Here is a 20,866-nt window from a genome sequence, read left to right on the forward strand (position 1 = left end):
CAATTTCCTAGTAGTCAAAAAGAGAAGGCCTTGTGGTCGCTGCCGAGGTACGAGGCGGTATCTGCCAACACCTCATCCAGTTGCGCCAGCAAGGTTGCATGGCGCAGCAACTCATAATGGCCACTCGTCAACACCGTGTGGCTGGCTCCGGCACCGATTTGCGCTGCATGCACCCGGCGCTCGTCCTCGCGCCCGGCCACCCACCAGTGATGCGCCTGCACGCGGGTCTGCGGCAATGAGCGCTGAGCCAACGCCAAGTGCTTGAGCCGTGCACCGACTGCAAAGATATGACTCAACTCCGCAGCCCCCAATACGCCGTGCTCATTGAGCGCCGTCGCCGCCTCAATCACCTGCTCCGCGCCCCTCTGTTCATCGCGCACCAGCGCCTGCGCCTCGGCCTCGCTCACGCCCAGCACAAAGCGCAAAAAGTCCTGCACATCTTCACGCTCATCACTGGCCTCGGCCGTCCCGGCCACATAACTGTCAACTAAGCCTGCAAAAGCCACCTCTTGGCCCTGGGCCTCAAGCGCCTGCGCCACCAGCAAGGTCAACGCCCCGCCGAGCGACCAGCCGAGCAGGTGATACGGGCCATGCGCCTGCTGCTGACGAATGCGCTCGGCGTACGCCTGCGCCATCGCGTGCAACGAATCGTCGTGCCACGCCGGGTCCAACAACATGCGGCACTGCACGCCATAGACGCTGCGGCGCCCGTCTAATTTACGGGCCAGCGGCTCATAGTCGAACACCGTGCCAAACCCGGCGTGCAGGCAAAACAACGGCGGTACCTCACTCACCCGACTGTTCAGCGCCAGCAGCGGGTCGGGCGCGCTTACCGCCACCAACGGTTCATACCCACTCAGCTCGGCAATACACGGCTTTTGCATCAGGTCGCGCAGCTTGAGGCTTACACCCAACTCAGGTTGATTGCGCACCCGCGAGATGACTTTCAGCACCTGCAGCGAATCGCCGCCCAGCTCGAAGAAGTTATCGTCGATGCCCACCCGATCCAGCCCCAACACGTCTTGCCAGATCTTAACCAGCGCCCGTTCCAGCGCATTGCGCGGCGCACGGTAATGGCCCTGGGCTAGTTGCGGTTCGGGCAAGGCGCGGCGATCCAATTTGCCGTTGGCAGACAACGGCAAGCGCGCCAATTGCACCATATGCGCAGGCACCATGTAATCCGGCAGATGCGCCTGCACGTGCGCTTTCAACTCGCGTTCCAGCGCCGCACCGGCCGGGGCGACCACATAACCCACCAACTGCTTGCCGGTCGCGCCCTCAATCACGTTGACCGCCGCGTCCTGCACGCCTTCACATTGACGCAGGCACGCTTCGATTTCGCCCAGTTCAATACGGAAACCGCGAATTTTCACCTGCTGGTCTAAACGTCCCAGGTAGTCGATCACCCCATCTGCACGCTGGCGCACCCGATCACCGGTGCGGTACATGCGCCCGCCCGTGCCATCGAACGGGTCCGGCACAAAGCGCTCGGCGCTCAAACCTGGCTGCTGATGATAGCCGCGAGCCAGGCATTCACCGCCCAGATACAACTCGCCACTGACACCCGCAGGCAACGGGTTCATGTCCGCATCCAGCACATACACCCCACGCCCCGCCACCCGACGACCAATCGGCGCATAGGCCGCGTCACAACACTCAGTCACTTCGGCGCGCCACAACAGCGGCGTGACCACGGTTTCAGTTGGGCCGTAACCATTCACCAATCGCTGCGGTCGCAAAGCGCGCTTGACCCACTCAAAGCTTGCCTCCGGCACCGCATCCCCGCCAAAGCAGTACGTATGAACCGCCGGGGGATTGCCCTGCACCAGCGCCACTTCAGCCAGTTGTTGCAGGTAGGCAGGCGGAAAGCACGCCACCGTCACCTGCTGCTGATGCAGCACCTGCAAGGTCTGCTCCGGGGTCCACAGGTTGTCGTCACGAATCACCAAGCTGCCACCGGCCAGCAACACGCTCAGCCAGCGCTCTTGCGCGCCATCGAAGGCGAACGACATAAAGTGCAGTTCGCGGCTCGCCGGGCTCAGCTCGTAGAGCTCAATAATGCCCTGACAATGCCGCGCAATCGGCTCACGGGCCACCGCCACACCTTTGGGCTTGCCCGTGGAACCCGAGGTGTAAATCAGGTAGGCCAAGTGCGCGGGCAGTGACTCGACCTCATGAGGCACGCCTTGCAGCTCTGCCCACGGATCGAGCACCAAGCGTGGGATTGCCGTATCAAAGGCCACGCGCTGATCAACATCGCGGTGGCACAGCAGCAGGTTCGCGCCCGAATCCGCCAGCATGAATGCCAGTCGCTCAGCTGGATAATCCAGGTCCAACGGTAGATAGGCCGCCCCCGCCTTGAGCACCGCCAAAAACGCCACAATCGTTTGCTCCGAACGAGGTAACGCCACCGCCACCACCTGTTCCGGGCCGATACCCCGCGCTTGCAACTGCACGGCCAAGCCATTGGCTTGCCGCTCCAACTCGGCGTAGCTCAGCTCGCGGCCATCACAGCTAAGCGCTCTGGCGTGAGGTTGACGTGTCACCTGATGACTAAAACCCTGCACAAGATCAGCGACCGGCGTGGCCGCTTGCGCCAACTCGACACGGCCGTTCGGCAAGCCGATTTCACCGAGCACACAGTCAGCGTCGTTTGGCAGCCGCGCCAACACGCCTTCCAGTTGTTCTCTAATACGCTCAACCGAAACCGTATCAAACCGTTCGCGCAGGTACAGGTACTCCACTTCCAGCCCTTGATCGGTGGCGCTGACCATCAAGTCCATCGGGAAGTTGGTCACGCCGCCGCTGCCAACTTCGGCAAATTTCAGCTCACCCTCCTGCTCGCCACGCAAGGCCCGGTCCACCGGATGGTTCTCGAACACGATGATGCTGTCGAACAGCCCTTGCCCGCCCTGCCCGGCCCAACGCTGTATATCCGCCAGCGGCGTGTGTTCGAAATCACGAATCGCCAAGTTGTAGTCCTGCAACTGGCGTAGCCAATCGCCCAACGCCTGCTGCGGATCAAGGGTCTGGATCACCGGCAAGGTGTTGATAAACAGCCCCAACATGTCTTGCGCCCCGGCCAACTGGGTCGGGCGCCCTGCCACCGTTGCACCGAAGGCCACGCTGCGTTGCCCGGTGTGACGCTGTAACAGCAGCAACCAGGCCGCCTGAATCACCGTGTTCAAGGTCACGCGCTGGGCATTGGCGAAACGATGCAAACGCAGGGTCGCTTCGCTGTCGAGATAGCTATAAAGCACCCCATGCCCACTGCCTTGGGTATTAGCGGCATTGGCCAACATGCACGGGGCGTCCAGCGCCTGCAAACGCTCGCGCCAGAAGCCTTCGGCGGCGGTGGCGTCTTGGCGCCGCAACCAACTGATGTAATCGGCATAACGCCCGCTCAGCAGCGGCAGAGGCTGTTTGGCATACACACGCAACATTTCACCCAGCAAGCGCGAAGCGCTCCAACCATCGAGCAATAAGTGGTGATACGTCCAGATCATGTGGAACTGCGACTCACCCACGCGCACCAGAGTAAAACGCATCAACGGCGGGCAACTCAGGTCAAACCCTCGTGCCTGATCATCCGCCGCCAGCGCCTGCAAGGCCGATTCGGGCGTCACATGCTCACGCCAGTCCAGCTCAACTATTGGCAGTTGGGCGCGCAGGTACACCGCCTGCAGCGGGTCTGCCAAGCCATCGCGCCACATAAAGGCGGCGCGCAACACCTCGTGGCGCTCGAACAAGGTGTGCCAAGCGGCGCGGAAGCGCTCCACCTGCAAACCCTCGACCGCCACGCTGAGCTGATTGACGTACAGGTTCAGTTCCGGCGACTCGATGCAATGGAACAGCATGCCCTGCTGCATCGGTGACAGCGGGTACAGATCCGCCAACTGGCTGCGATCCACCTTCAGGGTGTCGGGCACCTGAACAAATGCCGGTGTTTCGAACACGTCCAGCACCTGCGGCTCGGCATTGATCGCCAGTGCCGCCAAGGCGCGAATGGTCTGCGCGGTGAACAATTGCTTCGGTGTAAAGGCCAGCCCGCGCACCCCGGCGCGGCTCACCGCTTGCAGGGAGATAATCGAATCGCCGCCCAGTTCGAAGAAGTTCTCAGTGACCCCAATCGCATCCAGCCCCAGCAGTTCCTGCCAGATCTCCACCAGCAGCGTTTCGGCAGCCGTACTCGGTGGCACACGCTCTGCGGCCTGTCGACTGGCCGCAGGCGCGGGCAGCGCCTGACGGTCCAGCTTGCCATTAGGGGTCAACGGCAGCGCCGCCAGACACATCACGTGCGCGGGCAACATATGCGCCGGCAAACGGCTGCGCAGATGCGTCATCAACCCTTCACGCAGCAGCGCTTCGTCGGTCAGCGGATCGCGGGCCACCACGTAACCCACCAATTGGCGACTGACCGGGCCTTCGCGGTCTATCACACAGGCTTCGCGAACGCCTTCGTGTTCCAGCAAACAGGCTTCAATTTCGCCCAGCTCGATGCGGAAACCGCGAATCTTCACTTGCTGATCAATCCGCCCCAAGTACTCGACCACGCCGTCTTCGCGCAGGCGCGCTAAATCACCGCTGCGGTACAGCCGCGCACCGGGCACAAACGGATCGGGCACAAAGCGTTCAGCCGTCAGTTCCGGGCGTTGGTGATAGCCGCGAGCGATGCCTTCGCCGCCCAAGTACAGTTCACCGGCGACCCCAACCGGCAGCGGCTGCAAGCTGGCGTCGAGCACATACGCGCTGCGCTCGCCTACCGGTCGCCCGATGGGCAAGAACGCCGAGTCAAACTGGGTGTCCGGGTAAGCGCACCAAATCAGCGGCGTAATCACGGTTTCGGTCGGGCCGTAGCCGTTGATGATGCGCGGCGGTTGCAGCACCCGCTGCACCTCATCAAACGCATGCTTGGGCATGCCCTCGCCGCCCACGGTGTAGGAACGAATCGGCAACCGGCGCCCTGCTTCACCGATGTAGTCGGCCATTTGCAGCAGGTAACTGGGGGTAAAACAGGCGATGGTGATGCCGTGGCGCTCGATTTCTTCGCAAGTGCGCTGCGCACTCCAAACCTCATCGTCACGCGGCATCAGCGCCGAACCGAACACCAGCGGGGTCAACCAGCGTTCGTGAGCCCCATCAAAGCTGATGGAGGCAAATTGCAGCTCACGGTCGTCCGGGGTCATGCCGTACAGCGCCCCAATCGACAAGCAATGCATGGCCAGCGGGCCGTGGGCAACGCTCACGCCCTTAGGGCGCCCGGTCGAACCCGAGGTGTAAATCAGGTACGCAAGGTTCTGTGCATCGGCCACGTTGACGGGGTTGTTGCTGGATTGATAGCTGACGTCTTCGCGGTCCAGTTCCAGCACCGGCAAACCGTCAATGTGCGGCAAGGTCGGGCGTAACCACGACTGGCTCAGCAGCAACGCAATGCCGCTGTCGTGCATCAGGTAACTCAGGCGTTCAGCCGGGTATGCCGGGTCCAGCGGCACATAGGCGCCACCGGCCTTGAGAATCGCCAACAGGCCGACAATCATTTGCGGCGAACGCTCTACCGCCAGCCCGACCCGCACTTCGGGGCCAATCCCCAGCTCCCGCAGGCGGTGGGCCAGCCGGTTGGCACGCTGGTTGAGATCAGCGTAGGTGAAGCGGCTGGTGTCAAAGATCAGCGCCGTGGCCTCAGGGCGAATCGCCGCCTGCGCCTCGATCAGCTGATGCACACACTGTTCGGTCGCGGCGCCTGCTGGCGGGTTCCAGTCGTGCAATTGGCGGGTTTTCTCGGCAGCGCTCAATAATGGCTGCTCACCCAAGCTGACCTGCGGCGCAGCGACCATTGCGTGCAGCAAGCACGCCAAATGCTCGCTCATGCGCGCAATCGCGGCCGGGTCAAAATGGCTGAGCAAGAAACTCCAGGTCAGGCTCAATTGACCTTCACTGACGGCCGCTAAGGTCAGCGGATAGTTGGTGCGCTCGTGATTGTCCGGCACGGCAAAGCTCAAGCCGTCTGGCGCACCCTGCTGCAAGGCTTCACCCATCGGGAAGTTCTCAAACACCAGCAAGCTATCGAACAGCGGCTCACCGGCGCGTCCGGCCCAGCGCTGCACGTCGCTCAAGGCAGTAAACTCATGCTCACGCAGTGCCAGGTTGTGCGCCTGCAAACGGTTCAACCACTGCGCCACACGTTCGGCCGCGTGCGGCTGGGTGATCACCGGCAAGGTATTGATAAACAGCCCGAGCTGGTTTTCTGCGCCCGGCAAATCCACCGGGCGCCCCGACACGGTGGCGCCAAACGCAACCGTCTGCTGACCGCTGTAACGCTGCAACAACAACGCCCACGCGCCCTGCACCAAGGTATTGAGGGTGATGCTGTGCTGACGCGCAAACGCATTGAAAGCCTGGCTGCTGGCGGCATCGAACACCTGCCGATGATCTGCGTAATCGCCGCTGTCCGATGAAACATGCGCCAGGCTCTGCGCCAGCAGGGTCGGGTTGTCCAGCGTCGCCAGTTGTGTGCGCCAAAACGCTTCATCGGCCTGAGCGTCTTGGGTTTGTAGCCAGCCAATGTAGTCGGCAAAACGCCCCTGATGAGTCGTCACCTGCACGGCGGCATAGCGCTGCAACACCTCACCCAACAACAGCGCATTGCTCCAGCCATCGAGCAGCAAATGGTGATGGGTGTAGATCAGTTGCTGACGCTGCTCATCGAGGCGCACCAAGGCCAAACGTAGCAGCGGCGGCTGCGCTGGGTCGAACTGCAACCGCTCACTGCGCGCCAGCAACTCAAGCTCGGCGGTTTGATCGGCACGACCGCGCCAATCAAGCACCGTCAGCGGCAACTCCAGCGCTCGCTGCACCACCTGAACCGGCTCGCTGGCGCCTTGAGGCCAATGGAAACCGCTGCGCAAAATCGGGTGCGCGTCCAGCGTGGCCTGCCACGCGCGCGCCAATCGGTCGACATCCAGCCCGTTCGCTTCAACGCTGAGTTGGTTGACGTACGCCCCGGCCTGCGGCTCGTACAGGCTGTGGAATAACAAACCGCGTTGCATCGGCGACAGCGGGTACAGGTCTTCAATCTGCCGGGGCGCCACGGGCAATTGGTCGAGTTGAGCTTGGCTCAAGCTGGCCAGCGGGAAGTCTGCCGGGGTCACGCCGCTGTGTTGCGGGTTCAGACAATGCTCAATCAGCACGTGTAGCTGCACCTTGATCCCAGCGGCCAGGGCTTCAATATCTGCCTTGTTGAAGCATTCCTGGCTGAAGCTCAGGTCCAGTTTTAGCTCACCGCCAAACACTTGGCCGTCCACCGACAACCAGTTGGCCAACGGTGAGTCCAAGCTCTGCGCCGCACCGCTCGCCTCTTTAGCCGGGACAAACAACGCGTCTTCGCTGAAGCTCTGGTCGAACTGGCCCAAGTAGTTAAACGTGACCCGCGCCTGCGGCAAGGCCGCGAGGCTGGCTTGGGTGCGCGCATCGCCCTGATAGCGCAACAACCCAAAGCCCAAGCCTTTACCCGGCACATCGCGCAATTGCTGCTTGATCGCTTTGATGGACTCGGCCACGCCTGCCGCTGGGGTCAGCTTGACCGGGAACAGGCTGGTGAACCAGCCCACGGTGCGGGTCAGGTCGATGCCGGCAAACAGCTCTTCACGGCCGTGGCCTTCGAGTTGAATCAGCGCCGCAGACTCGCCGGTCCAGTCACACACGGCACGGGCCAGAGCCGTCAGCAACAGATCATTAATCTGCGTGCGATAGGCCGCAGGTGCTTGTTGTAGCAACTGCCGGGTCTGTTCGCGGTCCAGCCCCAAACTGACCACGTGACGATGGCGCAACGCTTGGCTGGCACCGGCTCGAGCATGGGGCAACGTAGCGCTCACGCCCTGCAAGTGCGCCAGCCACCAGCGCTGTTCAGTTGCCAGTGCTTCACTGCTCGCATAGGCCGACAGCTGCGTGGCCCAGTCTTGCAGCGCGCTGGTTTTTTGCGCCAGTGCCTGCCCAGCGTAGGCCGCCTGCAAGTCTTCAAGCAGCACCCGCCACGACACGCCATCCACGACCAAATGGTGGATCACCAGCAACAAACGCTGAACGCCATCTTCATGGTCAATCAGCACGCAACGCAGCAATTTCCCGTCGTGCAGCGACAGACTGCGTTGCGCTTCATCACACAAGGCTTGCAGCGCTTGATCACTTTGCACCTGGGCGGTCCACAGCAAATCGGTGGCCGCAGTGCTGTCCAGCGGCACATAGCACGCGGTCCATTGCCCGGCCTGCTCGCGAAACTGCAAGCGCAGCGCGTCATGCTGCACCAGTACCTGATGCAAGGCGCTTTGCAGGCGCTGCAAGTCCAGCGGCTCGCGCACCTCAAGCAACACCGACTGATTCCAGTGCTGCGGGTGCACGGTCTGATTGGCGAAGAACCAGTGCTGCACCGGGGTCAGGGTTTGCGTACCCACCACCGGCCCTTGCGCGATCTGCGGCGCCAGTTCGTGGCTGGCCACAGCCGCCAGCGCCTGCAAGGTCGGCTGCTGAAACAGATCACGCGGCTGCAAGCGCAGACCCACACGCCGCGCCCGGCTGACCACCTGAATCGAGATGATCGAATCGCCGCCCAGCTCAAAGAAATTGTCCTGACGGCCGACCTGCTCCAGCCCCAGCACGTCTTGCCAAATCGCCGCCAACTGACGTTCGTTGTCGCTACGCGGGGCCTCGAACATCCGCTGACTGACGCTGGCCTGCGGCGCTGGCAGCCGTTTGCGGTCCAACTTGCCATTAGGGCTGAGCGGCATGTGCTCGATCAGCACCAGGTGCGTCGGCACCATGTAATCCGGCAGGCTAGCCAGCAAATGCGCGTTCAGGGTTTCACGCCATCCCGTCTGCACCTCGCTGGGCACCAAATACGCCACCAACTGATTGTCCAGCGCAAGCACCACGGCTTCCAGCACCTGCGGGTGCTCTTGCAGGCGCGCTTCGATTTCACCCAACTCGATGCGCAAACCGCGAATTTTTACCTGATGGTCGATGCGACCGCAGTATTCAATGGCGCCGTCTGCCCGATAACGCGCCAGGTCGCCGGTGCGGTACACGCGCTCACCGCTGCCAAACGGGTCGACCACAAAGCGCTCAGCGGTCAACCCCGGACGAGCGTGATAGCCCCGCGCCAGCCCTGACCCCGCCAGGTACAACTCGCCAATCGCACCGCTCGGCAACGGCAACAGTTCAGGGCTAAGAATGTAGGTGCGCAGGTTAGCGATTGGCCGCCCGATCGGCACACTGTCGCGGCCTTCTTCCACGCATGTCCAGTGGGTCACGTCGATGGCCGCTTCGGTCGGGCCGTACAAGTTGTACAGCGTCGCCTGCGGCAGGCTGCGCAGGGTTTGACGCTGTAACGCCATCGGTAACGCTTCGCCGCTGCACACAATCCGTCGTAACGAACGGCACTCCACCGCTTCATCTGCGTTGATAAAGGCGTGCAGCATCGACGGCACAAAATGCAGCGTGGTGATGGCGTGCTTAACGATCAGCGCGGCCAATTGCTGCGGGTCTCGATGGGCGCCGGGAGCGGCCACTACCAACGTCGCGCCGTGCATCAATGGCCAGAAAAACTCCCACACCGAGACGTCAAAACTGAACGGGGTTTTCTGCAACACCCGGTCTGCGGTGTTCAGGCCATACGCGTCTTGCATCCATGCCAAACGGTTGTACAACGCGCCATGGCTGTTGCCCGCGCCTTTCGGGCGCCCCGTGGAACCCGAGGTATAAATCAGATACGCCAAGTTCTCAGGCTGCGTCAGATTTGGCAGGTTGTGATCACTGTAGGAGCGGGCTTGCCCCGCGATCTTTTGATCTTCAATTTCCAGGCACACCACCGGCAAACTCTCTGACAGCGGCAACCCCGCCTGCACATGTGCCTGGGTCAGCAGCAAACTGATGCCACTGTCTTCAACCATATACGCCAGCCGCTCGGTCGGGTATTCGGGGTCGAGCGGCACATAAGCGCCCCCGGCCTTGAGTATCGCCAGCAAGCCAACCACCAACTCCAGAGAGCGTTCACAAGCAACGCCCACCCGCACTTCCGGGCCAACCCCCAGATCGCGCAACTGCCACGCCAGGCGATTGGCCCGTTGGTTCAATTCGCGGTAGCTCAACGCGTGCTCGCCAAACACCAACGCGCACGTGTCTGGCGAAGCCGCCGCTTGCGCCTCGATGTGCAGGTGCACGCATTCAGGGCCGGGGTAAGCCTGCTGCGTGGTATTCAACCCATACAACGTCGCTTCAACTTGATGAGGCGCCAGCATCGGCAACTCGCCAATCGCGCACTCAGGACTCGCCACAATGCCCACCAACAGCGTGCGCCAATGCTCGGCCATGCCTTCGATGCGTGCGGCATCAAACAGGTCGGTGGCGTAGGTCAGGCTGGCCAGCAGGTGCTCGCCTTCTTCGTGGGTATCGAGTTGCAGGTCAAATTGCGCGGTACGGCCTTGCCATTCCAGGCGTTCGACCTGTAACCCGGCGAGCATCCCGCCCAGCGCACCGGGGCGGCTTTGCTGGTGATTGAACATCACTTGAAACAACGGGCTGTGGCTCAAGCTGCGTTCGCCTTGCAACGCGTTGACCAAGCGTTCGAAGGGCAGGTCTTGATAGCCTTGGGCATCCAGCGAACGGTCGCGGGTTTGGCTCAGCAACTGGCTAAAGGGCATCCGCCCATCCAGCTCGGCGCGCATGACCTGGGTGTTGACGAAAAAACCAATCAAACCAAGGGTTTCGGCCCGATTGCGGTTCGCCACCGGCACCCCGATGCGCAGGTCTTGTTGACCGCTGTAGCGGTACAAAAGCACTTGAAAACTGGCGAGCAGCAACATAAAGGGCGTGACCCCGCGCTGTTTGGCCAGCGCCAGCAAGCCTTTGGCCAATGCGGGTTGCAGGGCGAAGTCCAAGCGTGCGCCTTGTTGCGTTGGCTGGGCCGGGCGCGAACGGTCGCCGGGCAATTCGAGCACCGGTTGCTCACTGCCCAATTGCTCGCGCCACCAGCCCAGTTGGCGCTCCAGCTCTCCGGCCTCCATCCAGCGCCGTTGCCATAGGGCATAGTCGGCGTACTGAATCGGCAATACCGGGAGTTCAAGAGTCCGGCCTTGCGCGTGGGCCGCATACAGCTGTGAAAACTCTTCGATCAGCACGCCCATCGACCAACCATCAGCGACGATGTGGTGCAAGGTCAGCACCAGCACGTGGTCGTCCGTATCCAGTTGCAACAGACTGACTCGCAGCAGCGGGCCGTGTTGCAAATCGAAGGGTTGGGCGATGTCTTGCTCAACCTGATGCAGCGCCAGGTTCAGGCGCTCGGATTGCGCAAAGCCGCGTAAATCGTGCAGCGCCATTAACACCCTGCTGCCGCTGGCTTCGATAAGGGCCGCAGGGCCTTCAAAAGCGGCTACAGGTTCATCAATAAACACACTGCGCAAGCTGTGATGGCGCTCAACCAGTGCATCAAAACTGCGCTGTAAGGCAGGTACATTCAGCGCACCGCGCAAACGCAAGGCCGCCGGGATGTGATACGCGGCGCCTGCTGGGTCGAGTTGCCATAAAAACCATTGCCGTTGCTGGGCATACGACAGTTCACACGGCGCGTCCTGGGACGTGGTCGCCGGGATGGGGAGCTGGCCGAAGCTGACGCCTTGTTCCTGCATCTTGTGCAAAAACTCACGGCGCTGATGGGGCGCAAGGCTGGCGAAACGGTTGGCAATGCGCCACGCGGTTGAGTGTTCCATCAGTTGATCTCCATCTCGTCGAGCAGCGATTCAAGGGCGCTCAGACGAACATCGTTATCCGCAGGCGTTTGTACCTGTGCCAGAGCGGCATAGGCTTGCAGGTCAGGCGCTTCGAACAGCGCACGCAACGCCACGTCGAGGCCTAATTCAAGTTCGACCCGCGCATTGGCCTGGGCCGCGAGCAGCGAATGCCCGCCCAATTCAAAGAAGTTGTCGTAACGACCTATGCGCTCGACCTCCAGCACCTGCGCCCAGATCGCTGCCAGCCGGGTTTCTAAATCCCCCACTGGCGCGCTGTACGGGCGTTGATGCAGGTCGGTTTCAGGCAGGGGCAAGGCTTTGCGGTCCAGCTTGCCGTTGCTGGTCAGGGGCAACGCATCGAGTAGCAACCACTGGGTCGGCACCATGTAATCCGGCAAATCGACCTTGAGCGCTGCACGTAATTGCTCACGCCACGCCAGCGCATCAGCGGGCGCCACATCAGCCACCACATAGGCGCAGAGCTGGCCTTGATGCACGCTCAACACCGCATCGCTGACGCCCAGTTGCTGCTTGAGGCAGGTTTCGATTTCGCCCAGCTCGATACGGAACCCGCGAATTTTTACTTGCTGGTCGATACGCCCCAGGTAGTCGATGTTGCCGTCAGCGCGCTGACGAGCCAGATCGCCGCTGCGGTACAGGCGCGCACCCGGCACAAACGGGCTCGGCACAAAGCGTTCGGCACTCAGCCCGGCGCGCCCGTGATAGCCCCGCGCCAAGCCCGCCCCGGCAATGTACAGCTCCCCCGCACAGCCCGGCGCCACCGGCTGCAACTGGCTGTCGAGCACGTACCAACTCAAGTCGCTGACAGGCCGCCCGATCGGGCTTTGCACGTTGGCGTCGAGATCACTCGGGCTCAAGGCGCGGTAGGTCACATGCACCGTGGTTTCAGTGATGCCGTACATATTGACTAAGGTGGTCGGGTCGTTGCCAAAACGCTCGTACCACGGGCGCAGGCTTGCCACGTCCAGCGCCTCACCACCGAAGATTACCCAGCGCAAGGCCAGCGTTTGCGGGCTGTTGCAGGCAATGGGCAGTAGTTGCCGGAAAGCGGTCGGGGTCTGGTTGAGCACCGTCACCTGTTCATCGCACAGCAACTGATGGAACGCCTGCGGCTCGCGGCTGATGAAGTACGGCACGATCACCAGACGCCCGCCGGTGCACAGCGCGCCAAACAACTCCCACACCGAGAAATCGAACGCGTAGGAATGGAACAGCGTCCACACATCGCTTGGACCAAAGGCAAATTCATCGGCCGTGGCGCTGAGCAAACGGGTGACGTTGGCATGGGTCAGCAGCGCCCCTTTCGGCCGCCCGGTGGAGCCAGAGGTGTAGATCACATAGGCCAGATTGTCCGGCTGGGTGAGGTTAGGCACGTTGTCCACGCTAAACGCGTCCAGCGCCACATGCTCTAGGCACAACGTCTGCACCCCGACCCGTGGTGGCAGGTTTTCCAACAGGTGCGCCTGAGTCAGCAACAACTGAATGCCGCTGTCTTCGATCATGTAGCTCAAGCGTTCGGCGGGGTATTGCGGGTCCAGCGGCACATAAGCGCCCCCGGCCTTGAGAATCGCCAACACGCTGATCACTAACGCCAGCGAGCGTTCACAAGCAACGCCCACCCGTACTTCGGGGCCGACCTTGCGTTCACGCAGTGTGTGCGCCAGACGATTGGCCTGCGCGTTGAGTTCGCTGTAGGTCAGCGAATCATTGCCGCAGCGCAACGCCACCGCCTGCGGGTGCAAGGCGGCCTGCGCTTCGAACAACTGATGCAGCGCGGGCGCTACCGGCTGCACCTGCACGCGGGGGTTCCATTGCGCAATCAACGCCTGTTGCTCGGCACTGCCCAGCATTGGTAGCTCAGCAATACGTTGCTGCGGCTCGCGGACTACGGCACGCAGCAGGTTCAGCCAATGCCCGGCCAGGCGCTCGATGGTCGCGGCGTCATACACCTCGCAGGCGTAAGTCAGGCTGGCGTGCAACTGCTCGCCCTGCTCTTCGGTGTCGAGCGCCAGATCGAATTGCGCCGTGTGCTGCTGCCAGTCCATGCGTTCAATGCTCAGGCCCGGCAAAGACCGCTCAACAGTGTCACCCATCTGCCGCTGATGATTGAACAGCACTTGAAACAACGGGCTGTGGCTCAGGCTGCGTTGCGGCTGCAGGGCGTCAACCAATTGCTCAAACGGCAGGTCCTGATGCGCCTGCGCCCACAGGGCATCGCGCTTGACCTGGTGTAACAGGCTGGCAAAGGTCTGCTGGCCGTCGATCTCAGCGCGCAGCACCTGGGTGTTAATAAAGAAGCCGATCAAGCCTTCGGTTTCAAGACGCCCGCGCCCGGCATTCGGCACCCCGACATTGATCGCCGACTGGCCGCTGTAGCGATGCAACAGGGTCTGGAAACTGGCCAGCAGTAGCATAAACAGGGTCACGTTGTGCTGCTGCGCCACCTGCCGCAACTCGCCCGCCAGCCCAGGTTCAATCGCCACGTCAAGGCGTGCGCCGCGCTCGCTGCGGATCGTCGGGCGCGTTAGCTCACTGGGCAACTGCAACGGAGGATGCTGGCACCCCAGTTTTTCGCGCCAAGCGTTCAACTGGCGCTCGCCCTCGCCCGCGTTTAGCCATTCACGCTGCCAGGCGGCGTAATCGGCATAGCTCACGGCCAACGGCGGCAGGTCACGGCCCAAGTACAACTCACAAAATTCATCGACCATGACCTGCATCGACCAACCGTCAGCGGCAATGTGATGCACCGTCAGCACCAGCACATGCTCATCGGTTGCGACCTTGAGCAACAACACCCGCAGCAGCGGGCCGTCGCACAGGTCGAAAGGCTGACGCATTTCTTCGGCCACCAACGCTTCAATCCGCCCCGAATCGGCAGGTTCGAGGGTCAACTCGCGCAACGCCAGCGGCAAGCTGGCGTGCAACACACCACGGGCTTGTTCACCGTCTTGCGTGAAAGTGGTGCGCAAGGTCGCGTGACGCGATTGCAGCGCATTGAAACTGCGCAGCAACGCCTCGCGATTCAGCGAGCCTTTAAGCCGCAGTGCCGCGGGGATGTTGTACGCGGCGCTGTGCGGATCAAGCTGCCAGAGAATCCATTGGCGCTGTTGCGCGTACGACAACACGCTCGGTTCATCAACTGCCCGTGGGCGCAAGGGTGGCTGGCTGACGCTCGGCGGCTGGGCCGCGCAACGGGCGGCAAAGTCACTGAGCACGCTGCTTTCAAACAGGCTGCTCAGGGGCAACTCGATGTTCAGTTGCTGACGCACGCGTGACACCACTTGTGCCACCAGCAACGAATGCCCGCCCAGTTCAAAGAAGTTGTCGTCGCGGCTCAGCACGTCGACTTTTAACACCGCTTGCCAGATCGTGGCGATGCGGGTTTCGATCCCGGCGTGCGGGGCAATCACCTCGCGCTGCCAATCAGCCGTTTGTGCCTGTGGCAACGCCTTGCGGTCGACCTTGCCGTTGGCATTCAACGGCAGCGTATCCAGCGGCACCCATTGCAACGGCAGCATGTAGTCCGGCAGTTGCGCCTTAAGCCCGGCCTTGAGTTGTTCGCGCAACTCGGCCCACAGCTGTGCTTGATCGTCTGCCACCACAAAGGCAACCAGCGCCTTGCCGGTCGGGCCGTCTTGCACCACCACTGCGGCTTCACGCACGCCTGCCAGATCGCGTAGACGCGACTCGATTTCGCCCAGTTCGATGCGGAATCCGCGCACTTTGACCTGCTGATCGATGCGGCCCACGTACTCCAGTGGGCCGTCGTTGCGGCGCCGGGCCAAATCGCCGGTGCGGTACAACCGCTCCCCCGCCTGCTCGGCGTAGGGGTTGGGCATAAACACCGTCGCCGTGCGCAGCGGATCGCTGAAATAACCGCGCCCCACACCGGTGCCCGCGACGTACAACTCACCGATCACGCCCATCGGCACGGGCTGCAAGTCGGCGTCCAGCACATACAAGCGGTTGTTGTCGGTAGCCAGGCCAATCGGCAAATACGCACCCTCCGCCGAGGCCGCGTCGACACGGAACAACGCCACGTCGTCCGAGCATTCGGCTGGCCCATAAGCATTGACCAGGCCGATCTCGGGGTAACGCTGCAGCCAGCGGCGCGCCAGCTCAGGCGGCATGGCTTCGCCGGTCGGAAGCATCCAGCGCAGCGTGGCCAGCGAGCCATTGAGTTCATCGAGCAGGCTGTGGATCAGCGACGGCACACTTTCGAGCACGCTGATACCGCGCGCGGCGACATGCGCCAGCAGCGCAGCCGGGTCATGGGCGATAGCGTTCGGCACGATATCGACTTGCGCGCCAAACAGCGGCGCCGCGAGGAACTGCCACACCGAAATGTCGAAACTCTGGGACGCGGTCTGCGCGATCACGTCTGCCGGGCTCAGGTCCAGGTACGGTTTTTTGCTCAGTTGGTTATTGAGCATCCCGGCCTGTTCAACCATCACCCCTTTGGGCGTACCGGTCGAACCCGAGGTGAAGATCACATAGGCCAAGTTGTTCGGCCCGGTGTAGATGCCGGGTTGGTCACTGGAATAACCCGCAGTCTGCACTTCGTCCCAAATCAGCAACTGCGGACGCTGTTGCGGGTTGAGCAGCGCCAGCAAGCAGTAGGCTTGCTCACGGCACGCGGCGCTGGCCACCAGCATCGGCACCTGGCCCAACTGCAACAACGCCAGCAGGCGTTGGGCGGGTAATTGCGGGTCGAGCGGCAAGTAGGCGGCCCCGGCCTTGAAGCTGCCGAGCATCATGCCCAACAGGGCCAGGCTGCGATCCGCCAGCAAGGCCACTGGCTGATCGCAGCTCACGCCTGCCGCGAGCAGCGCATGGCCCAGGCGATTGGCGCGGCGGTCGAGGTCGCGGTAGGTCCAGCGCTGTTCCAGGCACGTGGCCACCACCTGCTCTGGCTGCGCCGCCACCTGCGCCTCAAACAAACGCACATAGCCCTGCGCCAGCGGGTAATCACAGGCGGTCTGGTTGCCCGTCTGCAACAGGTGCTCACGCTCGGTCGCAGCCACCAATGGCAGGTCAGAGAAATCACCTTCGGCGTGTTCGCCAATCGCCAACAGCAGGCGTTTGAAGTCGGCCAGTAAGCGCTCGACCGTGGCTTGATCAAAGAAGCGCTTGTCATACGACAGGTGTAAGCCCAGCGCATCGCCGGGGTACACCACCACGGTCATTGGGTAGTTGGTGTGGGTGCGGGCGCTGTCCGACTTGGCGCTGATCTGCTCGGCGCCACTGACCACCGCGCTTTCGACCGGGGCGTTCTCGTAGACAAATAAGCTGTCGAAAATCGGCTGGCCTTTTTCCAGCGCGCTGCACGCCTGAATCTTCAGCAGCGGCAAATGTTCGTGCTCACGCAGCGCCAAGTTGTGCTCAAACAGGTCTTGCAGCCACTCGCGCACGCTGACGCACTGCCCGGCACGCGGCAAACGCATGCGCAGCGGGATGCTGTTGATGAACAGGCCCACGGTGTCCTGCATTTGCGGGCGACTGATCGGGCGACCAGCCACCGTGACGCCGAACAGCACATCGTCGAGCCCGCTGTAACGCTGCAACACCAGCGCCCACGCAGCTTGAGTCAGGGTGTTGACGGTCAACTGAAAACGCTGGGCCAGTTCGCGCAGGGCCCGGCCTTGGCTGACGTCGAGGTCGGCGTAGCAATCGCCGATCTGCGAAACCCCGCCCTGGCGGCGTACCGCACGGTCAAACGGCAAGGGCGTCGGCTGCTCAAACCCGGCCAGTTCAAGGGTCCAGGCGTGCAGCGCCTCGCGCTCGCCCTGTTCTTGCAGCCACTGGATAAAGTCGCGATAACGCGCTGCGGGCGGCAAGCTGCGCTGCCCGCTGTACAGGGCAAAGAAGTCTTGCAGCAACAGCGAGCGGCACCAGGCATCGATCAGGATGTGGTGGTTGCTGAGAATGAACCAGTAATGCCCGGCGCTGCGGCGAATCAGGCGCAGGCTCAAAGGCGGCGTGTTGAGCAGGTCAAACCCTTGCGCCCGGTCCTCACTCAGCAGCGCTTGCAACGCGGCTTCATGCTCGCTTTGCGCACGCTCCGTCCAGTCGTGAACCTGCACGTTTGGCGCGGCATCGCGGTGAATGATTTGCAGCATGCGGCCGTCATCGTCGAGGCTGAATGATGCGCGCAACGCATCATGACGCTGCACGACCGCGTGCCAAGCTGCCGTAAAGCGCGGCAGGTCGATTTCACTGTCGATGATGTAGCGGTCTTGCATGAAATAAATGCCCGAGCCCGGTTCGAGCAAGGTGTGCACCAACAAGCCTTGCTGCATGGGAGACAGTGGGTAAATGTCTTCGATGGCGTTGGCCGGGACGTTGAGGTTATCCAGTTGCGCCTGAGTCAACTGCGCCAGTGGGAAATCGGACGGGGTCATGCCGCCCTGCTCACAGTTCACGCAATGGGTGATCAGCGCTGACAACTCGCGCTGATAATCATCGACCAGCGCCTGCACAGTGGCGTCATCAAACATCTCGTGGCTGTACGTCCATTGCAGGTTCAGCTCACCGCCGTACACCTGCCCTTCAATGCTCAACCAGTTGGTCAGCGGCGCGTTTTCATCCTGTGCTACGCCAGCACTTTCCACCGCCGGGGCAAACAGCGCACGTTCATCAAACTGACGGTCAAACTGGCCCAAGTAGTTAAAGGTGATGCGCGGCGTGGCCAGACGGGCCAGTTGAGCGCCCACCTCGTCACCGGCCAGATAGCGCAACAGGCCATAACCCACCCCCTTGTCCGGCACGCTGCGCAGTTGCTCCTTGATCGACTTGATCGAGGCGCCCATGTCGGTTGCCGGGGTCAGTTGCACCGGGAACAGGCTGGTAAACCACCCCACGGTGCGCGACAGGTCGAGCTCGGCAAACAGCTCTTCGCGGCCATGGCCTTCCAGTTGAATCAAGCTGCTGGCCTGCCCGCTCCAGCGGCAGATCACCCGCGCCAACGCGCTGAGCAGCAGGTCGTTGACCTGTGTGCGGTAGGTGGCGGGCGCGACGTGCAATAACTGGCGGGTCAGCGCGCTGTCGAGCGTGAGTGCCAGCCTGCGCCCATGCCGATTTAGCAGCCCGGCGTTGGGCCGATCACACGGCAAATCGCTGGCCGCTCCGGCCAATTGCCGTTGCCACAGCGCCAGCTCATCGACGCGTGCCAACGCGGCATCCGCCAAACGTGCCGTCCACGCTTGGTAGGCACTGGTTTTAGCCTGTGGCGCCTGTGCTGGCTGGGAGTAGAACTGCTGTAAGTCTTCGAGCAATACGCGCCACGACACGCCGTCCACCGCCAAGTGGTGAACCACCAGCAACAGCCGCTGGCTGTAATCGGGCATTTCCACCAGCAGCGCGCGCAGCAGCGGGCCTGTTTGCAAATCGAGGCTGAGTTGGGTCTGTTCGCACAGGGTGTTGAGTTCATCGGTTGAAGCCGCCTGCCGTCGCCACAGCAGGCTCTCGCTCGGCAGTTCGGCGTAGGCTTGCTGCCACGTGCCGTCACGCTGTTCGAAGCGCAAACGCAACGCATCGTGATGGCTCAGCAGCCTGTTTAGCGCGTGCTCCAGCCGTGCGGGGTCAATCGGCTGACGCGGGTGCAGCAACAGCGATTGGTTCCAATGCTGGCGCTGGGGCATGTCTTGGGCAAAAAACCACTGTTGAACTGGGGCCAACGCCACTGCACCGCGGGCCAGACCTTGATCGATCAGGGTTTGGGTACTCAATGCTGCCACCCGCGCCAGGCTGCGAATGGTTTGATGCTGGAAGAGATCGCGTGGGCTAAAGGCGATCCCGGTTTGCCGCGCGCGGCTGACCACTTGAATCGAGATGATCGAGTCGCCGCCCAAGGCAAAGAAGTTGTCATCAACGCCGACCTGCGCCACGCCCAGCACCTGTTGCCAGATATCGGCCAAACGCTGCTCTAGCTCATTAGCCGGGGCCACGTAACCGTGCTGCACGGTGTTCAGGTCCGGGCGCGGCAAGGCGTTACGTTGCAGCTTGCCGTTGGGCGACAGCGGCAAGCTCTCAAGGCTGATCCAATGGCTGGGCACCATGTATTCCGGCAGCCCGCGCTGTAAGTGGCTGACCAACGCCGCTTGCCAGTCATCGTTAGCGGTCGGGGCTTGAAGTACCACGTAAGCCACCAATTGCTTGTCATCAAGCACCTGCACCACGGCTTCGCGTACTGCTGGTAGCTCGGCCAGACGCGCCTCGATTTCCCCCAGTTCGATGCGCAACCCGCGCAGTTTGACCTGATGGTCGAGGCGGCCTAAGTACTCGATTACCCCGTCGACGCGCTGGCGCACTAAATCGCCTGTGCGGTACAGGCGCTCGCCCTGGTTAAACGGACACGGCACAAAACGCTCGGCAGTAAGCCCAGGGCGCCGATGGTAACTGCGTGCCAGTCCGGCACCGCCCAGGTACAGCTCACCGGCCACACCCAGCGCCACTGGCGACAGGTCTGCGTCGAGGACCAGGGTGCGCAGATTGGCGATGGGCAAACCAATCGGCACGCTGTTCGCGCCTTCATCGACACAGGTCCAATGGGTGACGTCGATGGCCGCTTCCGTCGGGCCGTACAGGTTGTACAACTCGGCAGCGGGCAACGTGGCGAACACCTGCTGCTGGGCGTCTACCGGCAATGCTTCGCCGCTGCACACGATCCGTCGCAGGCTGCTGCACTGCGCGACCCCGGCCTCATGAATAAACGCCTGCAACATCGACGGCACAAAGTGAACGGTAGTGATCTGTTGCGCGCGAATGGTCTCGATCAAGCGCAATGGCTCGCGGTGTTCAGCGGGTTGCGCCACGACCAAGCGTGCGCCAGTCAGCAATGGCCAGAAAAACTCCCACACCGACACGTCAAAACTGAACGGGGTCTTTTGCAGCACTGCGTCGTCGGCGCCCAAGGGGTAAGCCTGTTGCATCCAGCTCAGGCGGTTGACCAACGCTGCATGGGTATTGCCTGCGCCTTTGGGCTTGCCTGTGGAACCCGAGGTGTAGATCACATAGGCCAGATTCTCAGGCTGCGTCAGATTTGGCAGGTTGTGATCACTGTAGGA

2 protein-coding genes are annotated in these 20,866 nt (G+C 62.2%); both read right to left on the reverse strand.

Going from position 1 to position 20,866, the window contains the following annotated elements; genetic code table 11:
* Positions 1-14: 14 nt before the first annotated feature.
* The gene (locus B347_RS0119510) at positions 15-11,759 is read right to left on the reverse strand and encodes an amino acid adenylation domain-containing protein (RefSeq protein WP_019411376.1); all 11,745 of its coding nucleotides are present in this window, start codon (positions 11,757-11,759) and stop codon (positions 15-17) included.
* Positions 11,759-20,866: non-ribosomal peptide synthetase (locus tag B347_RS25260; protein ID WP_019411377.1), on the reverse strand; the 9,108-nt coding region annotated here is incomplete at its 5' end. The genes B347_RS25260 and B347_RS0119510, both read right to left, overlap by 1 nt.

The organism is Pseudomonas psychrophila HA-4, from assembly GCF_000282975.1.
Lineage (GTDB): Bacteria > Pseudomonadota > Gammaproteobacteria > Pseudomonadales > Pseudomonadaceae > Aquipseudomonas > Aquipseudomonas psychrophila_A.